At 64.4% G+C, this 12513-nt stretch carries 11 protein-coding genes; 5 read left to right on the top strand and 6 right to left on the bottom strand.

Annotated elements, in window-relative coordinates:
• Window positions 1-9: 9 nt before the first annotated feature.
• Entirely contained in the window at window positions 10-696 is a 687-nt protein-coding gene (locus WMC41_RS07090; protein WP_432347478.1) for an ABC transporter ATP-binding protein, read from the top strand.
• A gap of 118 nt (window positions 697-814) precedes the next feature.
• Here the strand turns inward: WMC41_RS07090 and WMC41_RS07095 are convergent, their stop codons facing one another.
• Entirely contained in the window at window positions 815-1396 is a 582-nt protein-coding gene (locus WMC41_RS07095; protein WP_432347480.1) for a hypothetical protein, read from the bottom strand.
• A 345-nt stretch (window positions 1397-1741) separates the two neighbouring features.
• Here WMC41_RS07095 and dnaE point away from each other — a divergent pair, with 345 nt between their 5' ends.
• A complete protein-coding gene (gene dnaE, locus WMC41_RS07100) occupies window positions 1742-5239 on the top strand; it encodes a DNA polymerase III subunit alpha (protein ID WP_244765812.1) in 3498 nt (1165 codons plus the stop codon).
• A gap of 3 nt (window positions 5240-5242) precedes the next feature.
• Here dnaE and WMC41_RS07105 read toward each other — a convergent pair whose 3' ends face one another.
• Window positions 5243-5641, bottom strand: a complete 399-nt coding sequence (locus WMC41_RS07105) for a RidA family protein (RefSeq protein ID WP_272805105.1) — start codon at window positions 5639-5641, stop codon at window positions 5243-5245.
• A gap of 178 nt (window positions 5642-5819) precedes the next feature.
• Here WMC41_RS07105 and WMC41_RS07110 point away from each other — a divergent pair, with 178 nt between their 5' ends.
• The gene (locus tag WMC41_RS07110) at window positions 5820-6389 is read left to right on the top strand and encodes a TetR/AcrR family transcriptional regulator (protein WP_432348290.1); all 570 of its coding nucleotides are present in this window, start codon (window positions 5820-5822) and stop codon (window positions 6387-6389) included.
• A 104-nt stretch (window positions 6390-6493) separates the two neighbouring features.
• On the opposite strand, the gene WMC41_RS07115 is transcribed toward WMC41_RS07110, so the two are convergent.
• From WMC41_RS07115 to WMC41_RS07125, 3 genes are all read right to left on the bottom strand, one after another.
• Entirely contained in the window at window positions 6494-7810 is a 1317-nt protein-coding gene (locus WMC41_RS07115; RefSeq protein ID WP_432347482.1) for a L,D-transpeptidase family protein, read from the bottom strand.
• A gap of 130 nt (window positions 7811-7940) precedes the next feature.
• Window positions 7941-9287, bottom strand: a complete 1347-nt coding sequence (locus WMC41_RS07120; protein ID WP_432347483.1) for a DNA polymerase IV — start codon at window positions 9285-9287, stop codon at window positions 7941-7943.
• A 123-nt stretch (window positions 9288-9410) separates the two neighbouring features.
• Window positions 9411-9710, bottom strand: coding sequence for a DUF3572 domain-containing protein (locus WMC41_RS07125; RefSeq protein ID WP_288083096.1), 300 nt, complete (start codon window positions 9708-9710; stop codon window positions 9411-9413).
• Window positions 9711-9851: 141 nt separating this feature from the next.
• Here WMC41_RS07125 and WMC41_RS07130 point away from each other — a divergent pair, with 141 nt between their 5' ends.
• Window positions 9852-10223 (top strand): response regulator, encoded by a 372-nt coding sequence (locus WMC41_RS07130; RefSeq protein WP_010065708.1) that lies wholly within the window; start codon window positions 9852-9854, stop codon window positions 10221-10223.
• Window positions 10224-10239: 16 nt separating this feature from the next.
• Entirely contained in the window at window positions 10240-11607 is a 1368-nt protein-coding gene (locus WMC41_RS07135) for a PleD family two-component system response regulator (RefSeq protein ID WP_432347486.1), read from the top strand.
• A 683-nt stretch (window positions 11608-12290) separates the two neighbouring features.
• Here WMC41_RS07135 and rpmG read toward each other — a convergent pair.
• Window positions 12291-12458, bottom strand: coding sequence for a 50S ribosomal protein L33 (rpmG, locus tag WMC41_RS07140; protein WP_034795357.1), 168 nt, complete (start codon window positions 12456-12458; stop codon window positions 12291-12293).
• Window positions 12459-12513: the final 55 nt, after the last annotated feature.

Genomic DNA, 12513 nt, shown 5'->3' on the forward strand with positions numbered 1-12513 from the left:
ACAGAACGCATGAACGCGCGCGTCGCTCTGGAACTCAAGGGCATCGAACGGCACTACGGCCAGGGCGAAACCCTGTTGACGATCCTCAAAGGGGCCGATTTCACGCTGAAGAGCGGCGAAACCGTCGCGCTCGTCGCGCCCTCGGGCACCGGCAAGTCGACGCTCCTGCACATCGCCGGCCTGCTGGAAAAACCCGACGCCGGCGAGGTCTTCGTCAACGGCCATTCCTGCGCGACGCTTCCCGACGACCAGCGCACGGCGATCCGGCGCGGCGAGATCGGCTTCGTCTACCAGTTCCATCATCTCCTGCCGGAATTCAGCGCGCTGGAAAACATCATGATGCCGCAGCTCATCTCGGGCCTTTCCAAGGCGGAAGCGCGCGAACGCGCCGCCCAGCTGCTCGATTACATGCGCATCGGCCACCGCGCCGACCACCGCCCATCGGAACTCTCCGGCGGCGAGCAGCAGCGCGTCGCCATCGCCCGGGCCGTCGCCAATGCGCCGCTCCTGCTGCTTGCCGACGAGCCGACCGGCAACCTCGATCCGGAAACCGCCGGCTACGTCTTCGAGGCACTGGAAGCGCTCGCCCGCCAGTCGGGCCTTGCCGCACTGATCGCCACCCATAACCACGAGCTCGCCGGCCTGATGGATCGCCGGGTGACGATCGAGGACGGCCGCGTGCACGAGCTCGTCTGAGGCCGGGCGCGCCGGCCGGCTGGAGACCGGCCGCCATACTGCCCGAACCGGACCGCCAACGGCATTTTTCCGCTTTCCTGGGAAGAGTGCGCGGCGGTGTTGCGTCCGAACGGGCGCTCTAGTTGTCCAGCCCGCAGACCGAGCGGGCAATCCCGTCCTTCCAGTCCTTCAGCAGCACGAACTGCGCCTGTCCGCTGATCGGTTGCCCGAGGGCCTTGCCCTTGCCGGTCAGCACGTTGAGGTCGCATTCGCTTCCCCCGTCCGGGTTGAGCGTATCGTAGGACGAGAAGGTGTAGCCCGCGACGATGAAGTCGAAGTTGCGGTAGGCGATGGTCAGCGTCTGGCGCCACCGGTCCCGGCCGATCGATTCGTTCTTCGTCACCAGCGTGAAGGAACCGTTGGCAAGCGCCGCCAGCTCCGGCTCCTGGCCGGCCATGATGGGCGGGCTGCCCCAGACGGTGTTCGGCAGGGAGAGCGCCAGCGTCAGCCGGCCTTCCTCCGGTTTGGCGAGATAGACATAGAGCCCGCTGTCGTTGCCGCTGTCCTCGTCCGCCGTCGCGACGATGGCGAGGTCCAGCACGCCGTCCTTGTTCCAGTCGCCGCTCGCCATCGCCAGGATGCGCTCGGCCGGAAAGTCCGCAGCCCCCGCCGCGGCGGGCAGGGCGGCTGAAAGCACAAGGACGGCAATCAACGACTTCATCTTTTTTCCTCCGTTTGACCGAGGCGACCTTATTGCGCCCGGACGCGCCGGTCCAGAGGGCCTGTGGAAAGCGGTTGACATGAGAACAAGAATAGAACAAAATGAAAACATAAAAGGAAAGGGAGCCACAATGACCGATTTTCTTCGTGATCTTGCTGCATTCACCTCCATGGCCATGTTCGTCGCCAGCTTCTCCGTCATCCTCTTCGGAATCTGATCGTCCGCCTTGCCTCACCGGCCGGTCGTCTGCCGATGCGTGGAAAGCGGGTGCAACGCCAAGAACCGGCTGGACGAGGAGGGGGCGAATCCGCTTAAGCTTTCCGTCCTGATCGGAAGGAAGGTGACATGGCGGACGAAGCGCAGAAGACCGATGGCGGAACGATAGTACAGACGCCGGAATTCGTGCACCTGCGCGTGCATTCGGCCTTCTCGCTGCTCGAAGGCGCCCTGCCGATCAAGAAGATCATCGGCAAGGCGACTTCCGACCAGCAGCCGGCGATCGCGATCACCGACACGAACAACCTGTTCGCGGCGCTCGAATTCTCGCAGAAGGCGATTAGCGAGGGAATCCAGCCGCTGATCGGCTGCCAGCTGTCGATCGACATGGAAGACGAAGGGGAAGGCGAGCGGCGCGGCGGACAGGCCCAGCTTGCAAAGCTGCCCTCGATCGTGCTTCTGGCGGCGACGGATGCGGGTTACGCCCGGCTCGTCGCGCTCGTCAGCCGCGCCTATCTCGGCGGCGAGGGCAGCCAGGCGATCCGGATCGCCTATAGCTGGCTGGTCGAGGAGGGCGCGGAAGGGCTGATCGCGCTTTCCGGCGCGAGCGGCGGTCCGGTCGACATGGCCTTCCTGGCCGGCCAGCCGGCAATGGCGCGGGCACGGCTTCAGGCACTGAAGAAGGTCTTCGGCGACCGGCTCTATATCGAGCTGCAGCGGCATGGCCGCTACGACAGGCAGCACGAGCGGCGGATGGTGGAGCTTGCCTATGCGGAGGACGTGCCGCTGGTGGCGACCAACGAGCCGTTCTTCCCGGCCCCGGACGATTACGATGCACACGACGCGCTGATGGCGGTGGCGCACAATGCGATGGTCTCGGACGACAACCGCTTCCGCCTGTCGCCGGACCACTACCTCAAGAGCCGAAAGGACATGGCGAAGCTTTTCGCCGACCTGCCGGAGGCCTTGGAGAACACGGTGGAGATCGCGCGGCGCTGCTCCTTCGTGCTGAAGACGCGCGGCCCGATCCTGCCGCGCTTCACCGGCGCTTCGGCGGATCCGGAGGAGGCCGAGAGGGCGGAGGCGGCGGAGTTGCGCCGGCAATCCGTGGAGGGCCTCGAAAGCCGCATGAAGCTGCTCGGCCTGACGCCGGGCTATACGGAGCAGGATTATCGCGAGCGGCTGGATTTCGAGCTCAGCGTCATCGAGCGGATGAAGTTCCCCGGCTACTTCCTGATCGTTGCCGACTTCATCAAATGGGCCAAGCAGCACAACATCCCGGTCGGTCCGGGCCGCGGCTCAGGCGCGGGCTCGCTGGTCGCGTACGCGCTGACGATTACCGACGTTGATCCGCTGCGATTCTCGCTGCTCTTCGAGCGCTTCCTCAACCCGGAACGCGTCTCGATGCCGGACTTCGACATCGACTTCTGCCAGGACCGCCGCGAAGAGGTGATCCGCTACGTGCAGCAGAAATACGGCCGCGAGCAGGTGGCGCAGATCATCACCTTCGGTTCGCTGCAGGCGCGCGCGGCGCTGCGCGACGTCGGGCGCGTGCTCGAAATGCCCTATGGCCAGGTCGACAAGATCTGCAAGCTGGTGCCGAACAACCCGGCCAACCCGACGCCGCTCTACAAGGCGATCGAGGAGGAGCCGAAACTGCAGGAGGAGGCGGAGAAGGAGCCGGTCGTCGCGCGCCTGCTCGATATCGCCCAGAAGATCGAGGGCCTCTACCGCCACGCTTCGACGCACGCCGCCGGCATCGTGATCGGCGACCGGCCGCTCTCGCAGCTCGTGCCGATGTACCGAGATCCGCGCTCCGACATGCCGGTCACCCAGTTCAACATGAAATGGGTGGAGCAGGCCGGCCTCGTCAAGTTCGACTTCCTCGGCCTGAAGACGCTCACGGTGCTGAAGACCGCGGTCGACTTCATCCGCAAGCGCGGTATCGAGGTGCATCTCGAAAGCCTGCCGCTCGACGACCAGCTCACTTACGAGATGCTGTCGCGCGGCGAGACGGTCGGCGTGTTCCAAGTGGAAAGCGCGGGCATGCGCAAGGCGCTGATCGGCATGCGGCCGGACTGCATCGAGGACATCATCGCGCTGGTGGCGCTCTACCGCCCCGGCCCGATGGAGAACATCCCGGTCTACAACGCCCGCAAGCACGGCGAGGAGGAGATCGAATCGATCCATCCGATGATCGACCACCTCCTGAAGGAGACGCAGGGCGTCATCGTCTACCAGGAACAGGTGATGCAGATCGCCCAGGTCCTGTCCGGCTATTCGCTCGGCGAGGCCGACCTTCTGCGCCGCGCCATGGGCAAGAAGATCAAGGAGGAGATGGACAAGCAGCGCGCCCGCTTCGTCGATGGCGCCGTCAGGAACGGCGTGTCGAAGCCGCAGTCCGACCTGATCTTCGACCTGCTCGCCAAGTTCGCGAACTACGGCTTCAACAAGTCGCACGCCGCCGCCTATGCCATCGTCTCCTACCAGACGGCCTATCTGAAGGCGCATTACCCGGTCGAGTTCCTCGCCGCGTCGATGACCTACGATATGTCCAACACGGACAAGCTGAACGATTTCCGGCAGGATGCCGCCCGCCTCGGCATCGAGGTCATCCCGCCGTCGGTGCAGACCTCGTTCGCCCATTTCGAGACCGGCGAGAACCGCATTTATTATGCGCTTGCCGCCATCAAGGGGGTCGGCGGGGCCGCCGTGCAGCATATCGTCGATGTGCGCGGGTCTGCGCCCTTCAAGAGCCTTGAGGATTTCTGCGCGCGCATCGATCCCAAATTCGTCAACCGCCGCGTCTTCGAAAGCCTGATCGTCGCCGGCGCCTTCGATTGCTTCGGCCATGACCGCGCAGCGATGATCGCAGGCCTCGACCGGCTTCTCGGCGCTGCCCAGCGTGCGCAGGAGAACAAGACGAGCGGGCAGGGCGATATCTTCGGCATGGGCGCGGCGACGGGGCCGGAGGTCATCACGCTCCCCTCCTACACGCCCTGGCTCGCCTCGGAAAAACTGCACCGCGAGTTCCAGGTGCTCGGCTTCTACCTGTCGGCCCATCCGCTCGACACCTATGCGCCGATCCTCTCCAAGATGCGCGTGCAGACCTTCGGCGATTTTTCCGGCGCGGTGAAGCGCGGCGCCACCGCCGGCCGCCTTGCCGGCACGGTCACCTCGAAGCAGGAGCGCAAGACGCGCACCGGCAACAAGATGGGCATCGTCGCCTTTTCCGATTCGTCCGGCCAGTTCGAGGCGGTGCTGTTCTCCGAAATGCTGAACCAGTACCGCGATCTTCTGGAGCCCGGCAAATCGCTGGTCATGACCGTGCAGGCGGAGGAGCGGCCGGAGGGCATCGGCCTGCGCATCCAGACGTTGCGTTCGCTCGAGGAGGAATCGCTGCAGACCCAGAAGGCGCTGCGCGTCTATGTGCGCGACAGCGGCCCTCTGCGCTCCATCGCCGCCCATCTCAACACGAAGGGCGACGGCCTCGTCTCCTTTATCGTGATCAAGGACGACGGCCAGCGGGAAATCGAGGTGGAGCTGAGTGAACGCTTCCGCATCTCCTCGGAAATCGCCGCCGCCATGCGCTCCACGCCGGGCGTGCTGGAGGTGGAACTGGTCTGAGGCCTATGCGGCCGCCGGCACGCGGGCGACAACCTTGATCTCGAAGTCGAAACCGGCGAGCCAGTTCACGCCGATCGCGGTCCAGTTCGGATAGGGGCGCGTCTCGAAGATCTCCTGCTTGACGGCCAGGATCGTGCCGAACTGGTTTTCCGGATCTGTGTGGAAGGATGTCACGTCGATGATGTCGTCGAAGGTGCAGCCCGCTGCCGCGAGCGTCGCTTTGAGGTTCCGGAAGGCGAGGCGCACCTGCTGCTCGAAATCGGGCTCCGGCGTGCCGTCGGAACGGCTGCCGACCTGGCCGGAGACGAACAGGAGGTCGCCGGATTTGATCGCGGCCGAATAGCCGTGCTCGTCGTAGAGGGCGTGTCTGTCCGCCGGAAAAATCGCTTCGCGCTGGGTCATGGTTGATCTCTCTTTCAAGGGTGGAAGTGGCCGGGGAGGCCAGGATGCTTCACAGCGATCGTAATTTCATATACGCCACGTATATGAAATTGGGTGTTCGGGGCCGCGATGTCAAGTTCATATACGCGCCGTATATGAAAAGAACGAGGATGAAAGCGTGAATCGACGCATCGCGATGATGGAGGAAAACCGGATCAAGCTGATCGGCGCGGCGCGCAAGGCCTTCGGCAGGAAGGGATACGCGGCCGCCTCCATGGACGACTTGACCGCCGATGTGGGGCTGACGCGCGGCGCGCTCTACAATATTTTTGGCGACAAGCGGGGTCTTCTCGCGGCGGTCGTGCATCAGATCGACACGGAGATAGCCGCGCGCGCCAAGCAGATCGGCGCTTGCGCAGGAGACGATTGGAGCGGCCTCCTGGCGGAAGGAGCGGCCTATATCGAAATGTCCCTCGACCCCGAGGTGCAGCGCATCGTCCTGCTCGATGGGCCTGCCGTGCTGGGAGACCCCTCGCGATGGCCGAGCCAGAGCAACTGCCTGCAGGTCACGCAGGCGAAGGTGGAACAACTCATCGCCGAAGGAATGCTCAAGCCGGTGGATGCCGAGGCCGCCGCCCGGCTCCTCAGCAGCATGGCGTTCAACGCCGCGCTCTGGATCGCGGCGAGCGACGATCCGAAGGGTGTCCTGCCGAAGGCGATCGAGGTGTTCCAGGCGCTTGCGACGGGTCTTCTCGCCAAACCGTCCTGACGCGGTGCGCAATTTCTGCCGCGATGTTTCGGCGAGGGACGGAACGAAAAGGGCCGCCGCGCCGGAAGAGCGAGCGGCCCTGATGTCATGTCAGGCGTCTCCGGTCAGTTGACGACGGAGATCGATGACGTCTTCTTCTTTTTCTTCGTCTTCTTGCCGCCTTGCACGATCCCGGCATCCGCCTTCTGCACCTTGCGCGTCACGGTGATGAAGTCCGTGCCGTCGCCGGTCTCCGGGCCGAGGCCGGTGTCGGAGATGGAGAGGGAGGCGCCTTCGCCCATCAGGCCGGAAATGCGCAGGCGCATCTCCTCGGGAATGTCGAGGCGGTCGAGGGTCCTGGCCAGCGCGTCGGGGGCGGCGGCGTCCGCTTCGGTGGTGATGCCGAGGCGCTTCATCGTCGCCTGCGAGAGCTGGTTGTCCATGCTCACGCCGTACCATTCCGCCTTGCCCTTGTCGGCATCGACCCCGCGGGCGAGCAGGAAATGCGTGCCGAGGGCGATGTCCGGATCGCGGATGGCGATCGGCATTTCGAGCACGGGCTTGAACTTCTGCCGCACGAGGATCTGCCCGTTCGGCGGCGCCCCCTTGCCGGCCTTGGCATAGACGGCGGCGATGAGCTCCGGCGCGATCACGCCGTCCTCCGTCAGCCCCTCGGCGCGCTGGAAGGCGCGGATGGCGGCCACGGTCTGCTTGCCGTGCAGGCCGTCCGGCACGCCGGCGTCATGGCCGAGCGAATTGAGGAGGGCCTGCAGGTCCATCAGCATCTCGCGCTCGCCGCGGCGGGTGATGAGGATGCGGATCGGGTCCTGCTCGGTCTTCTGCACGATGGGCGTGATGATATCCGGCTTCGGATCGGTCATCGCCACCTCGACGCTCCTGTCGCCGGCTTCGATGAGGGCGGGGCGCAGGCCCGCATCCGAGAGCAGCGGCGTATCCGGCACGACGACGACGGGCTTGAACAGCGCGGCATGCACGATGCGCTGCGGCGCAACCTCGTGGTCGGTGATGAGGACGTGGCCGCCGCGGCGCGTCGTGCTGAACAGCGTCTTCGCAAACTCGTTCGGCAGGCGCACGCAGCCGTGCGAGGCGGGATAGGACGGCACGCTGTTGGAGGCGTGCAGCGCGATGCCCGACCAGGTCAGCCGCTGCATGAAGGGCATCGGCGCGCTGTCGTAGAGGTTGGAGAAGTGCGTGCGTTTCTTCTCGAGGATCGAGAAGATGCCGGTTGGCGTCGAATGTCCCGCCTTGCCGGTGGAGACGCGCGAGGTGGCGACCACCACGCCGCCATCGTAGACCTTCAATTGCTGCAGGTCCTTCGACACCATGATCTGGAGCGGACCTTCGAGCGTGCCGCCGAGCGCGGTGGCGCAGCTCAGCATCAGGCCCAACATGCTCATGCCGGTAACGAGGCGAAACTTCATGTGACCCATCCGTACGCAATACAAACCGGCGGGAAGCGTAGTGCATCCGGTTTAAGGAAGGCTTGATGCTTGCCGGCGCTTCCCCGATCTGTGCCATCCCGATGCAGTCAGAACGCCGGCTTGCCGGGATTTATTCGGTCGGGTCGTCGATTTTTCCGGCGGTCTTGAATGTCAACTTTTCGTGAAAACGAGCCGGGCCGGATTTGCCGAACGTATAGCCGGTCTCCACGCTCGCCTTGCCGAACTTGTCGCGCAGCGTGTTCATCGCGGCTTCGGCGGCGGCGCGGCGACCGGCGGCGGGATCGACGAGATCCGGCGGATCGGCGCGGCCGGGATCGGCAAGGTCGCTGACGCCGATGCCGATCAGCCGGTACTTCGTGCCGTCGATCTCCTTGCGCAGGAGCTCGACGCCGGTGCGGAAGATGCGGTCGGCAAGCATGGTCGGGTCTTCCAGCTTGCGGTTGCGCGTGCGGCCCTTGAAATCGGCGGTCTTCAGCTTGAGCACGACCGTATGGCCGGCAATGCCGGATTTGCGCAGGCGCGTGGCCACCTTCTCGCTGAGGCGGCGCAGATGCGTCACCAGCTCGTCATAGCCCGCGATATCGTCGAAGAAGGTGGTTTCGGCCGACACGCTCTTGGCCGGGTCGTTCGGGTGCACCTCCCGGTCGTCCTGCCCGCGGGAGAGGTTGAAGAGCCGCTTGCCCATCACGCCGTAGCGACGCATCAGGTCGGTTTCCTCCATGGTCTGCAACTGGCCGACGGTGCGGATGCCGTCGCGCTCCAGCGTCTCGGCGAAGGCCTTGCCGACGCCCCAGATGAGGCGCACCGGCTTTTCGCGCAGGAAGTCGAGCGCCTCGGCCACGCCGATGACGGAAAAGCCGCGCGGCTTGTTGAGGTCCGAGGCGACCTTGGCGAGGAACTTGCAATAGGAAAGGCCGATCGAGATCGTGATGCCGACCTCCTTCTCCACGCGCTGGGCGAAGCGGGCGAGCACCCGGGCGGGCGGGTCGTGGTGCAGGCGTTCGGTGCCCTTGAGCTCCAGAAAGGCCTCGTCGATGGAAAGCGGCTGCACCAGCGGCGTCAGGTCCTGCATCATCGCGCGCACCTGCCGGCCCACGGCGACGTATTTCTCCATGTTCGGTCTGATGACGACGGCGTTCGGGCAGGCCTCCAGCGCCTTGAACATCGGCATGGCCGAGCGCACGCCATGGATCCGCGCGACATAGCAGGCGGTGGAGACGACGCCGCGCTTGCCGCCGCCGACGATGACGGGCTTGTCGGCAAGCTCCGGATTGTCCCGCTTTTCGATCGCGGCGTAGAAGGCGTCGCAGTCGATATGGGCGAGCGTCAGGCCGTAGAGCTCGTCATGATAGACGAGGCGGGGGCTGCCGCAGGCACGGCAGCGGCGCAGATTGGCCGGCTGCCCGGCAAGGCAGTCGCGGCAGAAGCCCGGAAAACGCGAGTCGGCGATGCTCATCGTATGGAACAAATATTGAACATCGCGACATTACTGCTTAAATTCACGAGTCTCAATAGTCGCCGGAGGTGAATGCATGACGACGCACAGGCAAGCGCGTGGCGACCCCGGCGAAGCGCCCGCTCAGAAATCCTCGCCGCCATATGGGCCGGAGAGGATGGCGTGGGCATGCACGACCGCCTCCGGCGTGACGCCCGTCGCCGCGCTGAAGGCGAGAAGCGTCGGCTCGTGGTCCATCAGGAAGCCGACGAGACCGGCGAGGAAGCCGGGATCGTTGATGGCATTGCGCACTTCGGAAGGGGCAACGCCGGTGAGCGCGAGGAAGCGCGACAGCAGCTCCGGTTCGCCGGCAAGCCAGCCGAGGATGGCGACGGCGGTTGCCTCCGCCTCGGCCACCGCGGGTGTATCTTTTTGGCTTTTCATCGTTTTCCCTCGGGAAATTTACCTTTTAATCAACCAAGTCACGCTAACGTTGATGCGGACAGGCTGGGTGATTTCGGCTCTGCCGCAACGTATCGATCTCCCAAAAGGTTGCAAGGCCGGTGAGAGGAACAGGGACGCACGATGCCCAAGCAGGTGATGATTGTCGAGGACAACGAGCTCAACATGAAGCTCTTCCGGGACCTCATCGAGGCGTCCGGCTATACGACCATCCAGACCCGTAATGGCATGGAAGCCCTTGATCTTGCCCGGAAATATCGCCCGGACCTGATCCTGATGGACATCCAGCTTCCGGAGGTCTCGGGCCTTGAGGTCACCAAGTGGCTGAAGGAGGACGACGAGCTCCATGTCATCCCGGTGATCGCTGTCACGGCCTTTGCGATGAAGGGCGACGAGGAGCGCATCCGCCAGGGCGGCTGCGAGGCCTATGTCTCCAAGCCGATCTCCGTTCCGAAATTCATCGAAACGATCAAAACCTATCTCGGCGACGCTTGAGGCGGAGGTCAGGGGCATGACAGCACGCATTCTCGTCGTCGACGACATTCCGGCCAATGTGAAGCTGCTCGAGGCACGGCTGCTGGCGGAATATTTCGACGTGCTGACGGCCGGGAATGGCTACGACGCGCTGGCCATGTGCGAGCGCACCCAGGTCGACCTCATCCTGCTCGACATCATGATGCCCGGCATCGACGGTTTCGAGGTCTGCGAGCGGCTGAAGGCCAATCCGCGCACCGCCCATATCCCGGTGGTCATGGTGACGGCGCTCGACCAGCCGTCCGACCGGGTGCGGGGCCTCAAGGCCGGTGCCGACGACTTCCTGACCAAGCCGGTCAACGACCTGCAGCTCATGTCGCGGGTGAAAAGCCTCGTGCGGTTGAAGACGCTGACGGACGAGCTGCGCATGCGCGCGGCCACCGCCCGCGCCATCTCCATGGAGGAGGAGCTCGACGATTCCTTGGGCGACGAGCCGGGCGACGTGCTGCTCGTCGACGGCCGGGCAAGCTCGCAGGAGCGCATCGCGCGCGCGCTGAAGCCGATCGCCGATGTCACCAGCATGTCGGACCCGCAGGCCGCGCTCTTCCAGGCGGCCGAGAGCAATTTCGAACTGGTGATCGTCAACGCCAATTTCGACGACTACGATCCGCTGCGCCTGTGCTCGCAGCTTCGCTCGCTGGAGCGCACGCGCTTCCTGCCGATCCTGCTGATTGCCGAGCAGGGCGACGACGACATGGTCGTGCGCGCGCTCGATCTCGGCGTGACGGACTACCTGATGCGGCCGGTCGATCCGAACGAGCTGATCGCCCGCAGCCTCACCCAGATCCGCCGCAAGCGCTGCAACGACCGCCTGCGCGCCAGCGTGCGCCAGACCATCGAGCTGGCCGTCACGGACGGCCTGACGGGCCTGCACAACCGCCGCTACCTCGACAATCACATGAAGCTCCTGATCGACCGCGCCGCCGCGCGCGGCCGGCCGCTGTCGGTCTGCATCACCGATATCGACCGGTTCAAGCTGGTCAACGATACCTACGGCCACGATGCGGGCGACGCCGTGCTGCGCGAATTCGCCAACCGCGTGCGCTCGGCCGTGCGCGGCGCCGACCTTGCCTGCCGCTACGGCGGGGAGGAATTCGTTCTGGTCATGCCGGACACGTCGGCCGAGATGGCGGCGGGCGTGGCGGAGCGCCTTCGCGCGATCGTCGAGCGGGAACCGTTCCGCGTGCCCGGCACGGATGTCTTCCTGCCCGTCACCGCCTCGCTCGGCCTTGCCAGCGCGCTGCCGGCGGGGGACAGTCCCGATGCCCTGCTGAAGCGTGCCGATGCGGCGCTCTACGAGGCGAAGCGCTCCGGCCGCAACCGGGTGGTGGCGGCAGCCGCCTGAGTCGGCCGATTCGCCTCACGTTTGTCCACAGGCAATTTAGTTGCTGGGCATTTGCCTTGAAAATCGGGCAGTTGCCCCAAAAGGCCGTTTGCCGGCGGAGATGAATAGCACGACGCCGCGGGAGTGCGGCCTGTCGTGAAATCTTGTTATAAATCATACCATTCAAGTTTGGCGAATTTTATCAATGGGTTGTATTGCGCGCAATCTTTCCGTGCGCCAACGGGGCGGTTTGTCAGGGTTGCAGGCCCTTCGTGCCTTGGTTGAAGGATGCGGGTCTGTCCTTGTCGTGATCCATGACGAAACCGGTGCTCCTTGGCACACTTGTCCCCACCGCGATTAACTATGAGACAACGAGGCGTCGGGGGAGCGTTAAGAATTCGTTGATTTTTTTTCTTTTTCGCGCGATGCTCAACTCATGGGTGGCAAACAAGCCCACACAACCGGTTACCCCATGATGCTAGGTCCGCCGCATCTCCTGGGTCGTGGGGTCGGTCGACCGGTTATGACAAATACGGAATCCTCGTGCCGTTGTCATAATTGGTCGACCCCCGTTCAACGCCGCTCCCTTCACGGGAGCGGCGTTTTTGATTCGGAGACCAGAACGGGGCGCCGGCCCGCAGCCAAAAGAAAAGGCGCCGGACGTTTCCGTCCAGCGCCTTTGCGAACCGCAATGGTTCCCAAGATTACTTGATCTTGGTTTCCTTGAATTCGACGTGCTTCTTGACGACCGGGTCGTACTTCGTCTTGGTCATCTTTTCCGTCATCGTACGGCTGTTCTTCGTGGTTACGTAGAAGAAACCGGTGTCGGCCGTCGACAGCAGCTTGATCTTGATGGTGGTAGCCTTGGCCATGGTCGTCCTGCCTTTATGAAAAACGAAGCCGCGGACAGCCAGTCTGCTCCACGGC

Origin of the sequence: Shinella yambaruensis (assembly GCF_050859155.1) — a bacterium.
Classification (GTDB): Bacteria; Pseudomonadota; Alphaproteobacteria; order Rhizobiales; family Rhizobiaceae; genus Shinella; species Shinella yambaruensis.

Coding starts and splice junctions, on each gene's coding strand:
- WMC41_RS07090 (WP_432347478.1), top strand. CDS start 10: ATGAACGCGCGCGTCGCTCTGGAACTCAAGGGCATCGAACGGCACTAC.
- WMC41_RS07115 (WP_432347482.1), bottom strand. CDS start 7,810: ATGAAGTTTCGCCTCGTTACCGGCATGAGCATGTTGGGCCTGATGCTG.
- WMC41_RS07135 (WP_432347486.1), top strand. CDS start 10,240: ATGACAGCACGCATTCTCGTCGTCGACGACATTCCGGCCAATGTGAAG.
- WMC41_RS07110 (WP_432348290.1), top strand. CDS start 5,820: ATGGAGGAAAACCGGATCAAGCTGATCGGCGCGGCGCGCAAGGCCTTC.
- WMC41_RS07125 (WP_288083096.1), bottom strand. CDS start 9,710: ATGAAAAGCCAAAAAGATACACCCGCGGTGGCCGAGGCGGAGGCAACC.
- rpmG (WP_034795357.1), bottom strand. CDS start 12,458: ATGGCCAAGGCTACCACCATCAAGATCAAGCTGCTGTCGACGGCCGAC.
- WMC41_RS07130 (WP_010065708.1), top strand. CDS start 9,852: ATGCCCAAGCAGGTGATGATTGTCGAGGACAACGAGCTCAACATGAAG.
- WMC41_RS07120 (WP_432347483.1), bottom strand. CDS start 9,287: ATGAGCATCGCCGACTCGCGTTTTCCGGGCTTCTGCCGCGACTGCCTT.
- WMC41_RS07095 (WP_432347480.1), bottom strand. CDS start 1,396: ATGAAGTCGTTGATTGCCGTCCTTGTGCTTTCAGCCGCCCTGCCCGCC.
- dnaE (WP_244765812.1), top strand. CDS start 1,742: ATGGCGGACGAAGCGCAGAAGACCGATGGCGGAACGATAGTACAGACG.
- WMC41_RS07105 (WP_272805105.1), bottom strand. CDS start 5,641: ATGACCCAGCGCGAAGCGATTTTTCCGGCGGACAGACACGCCCTCTAC.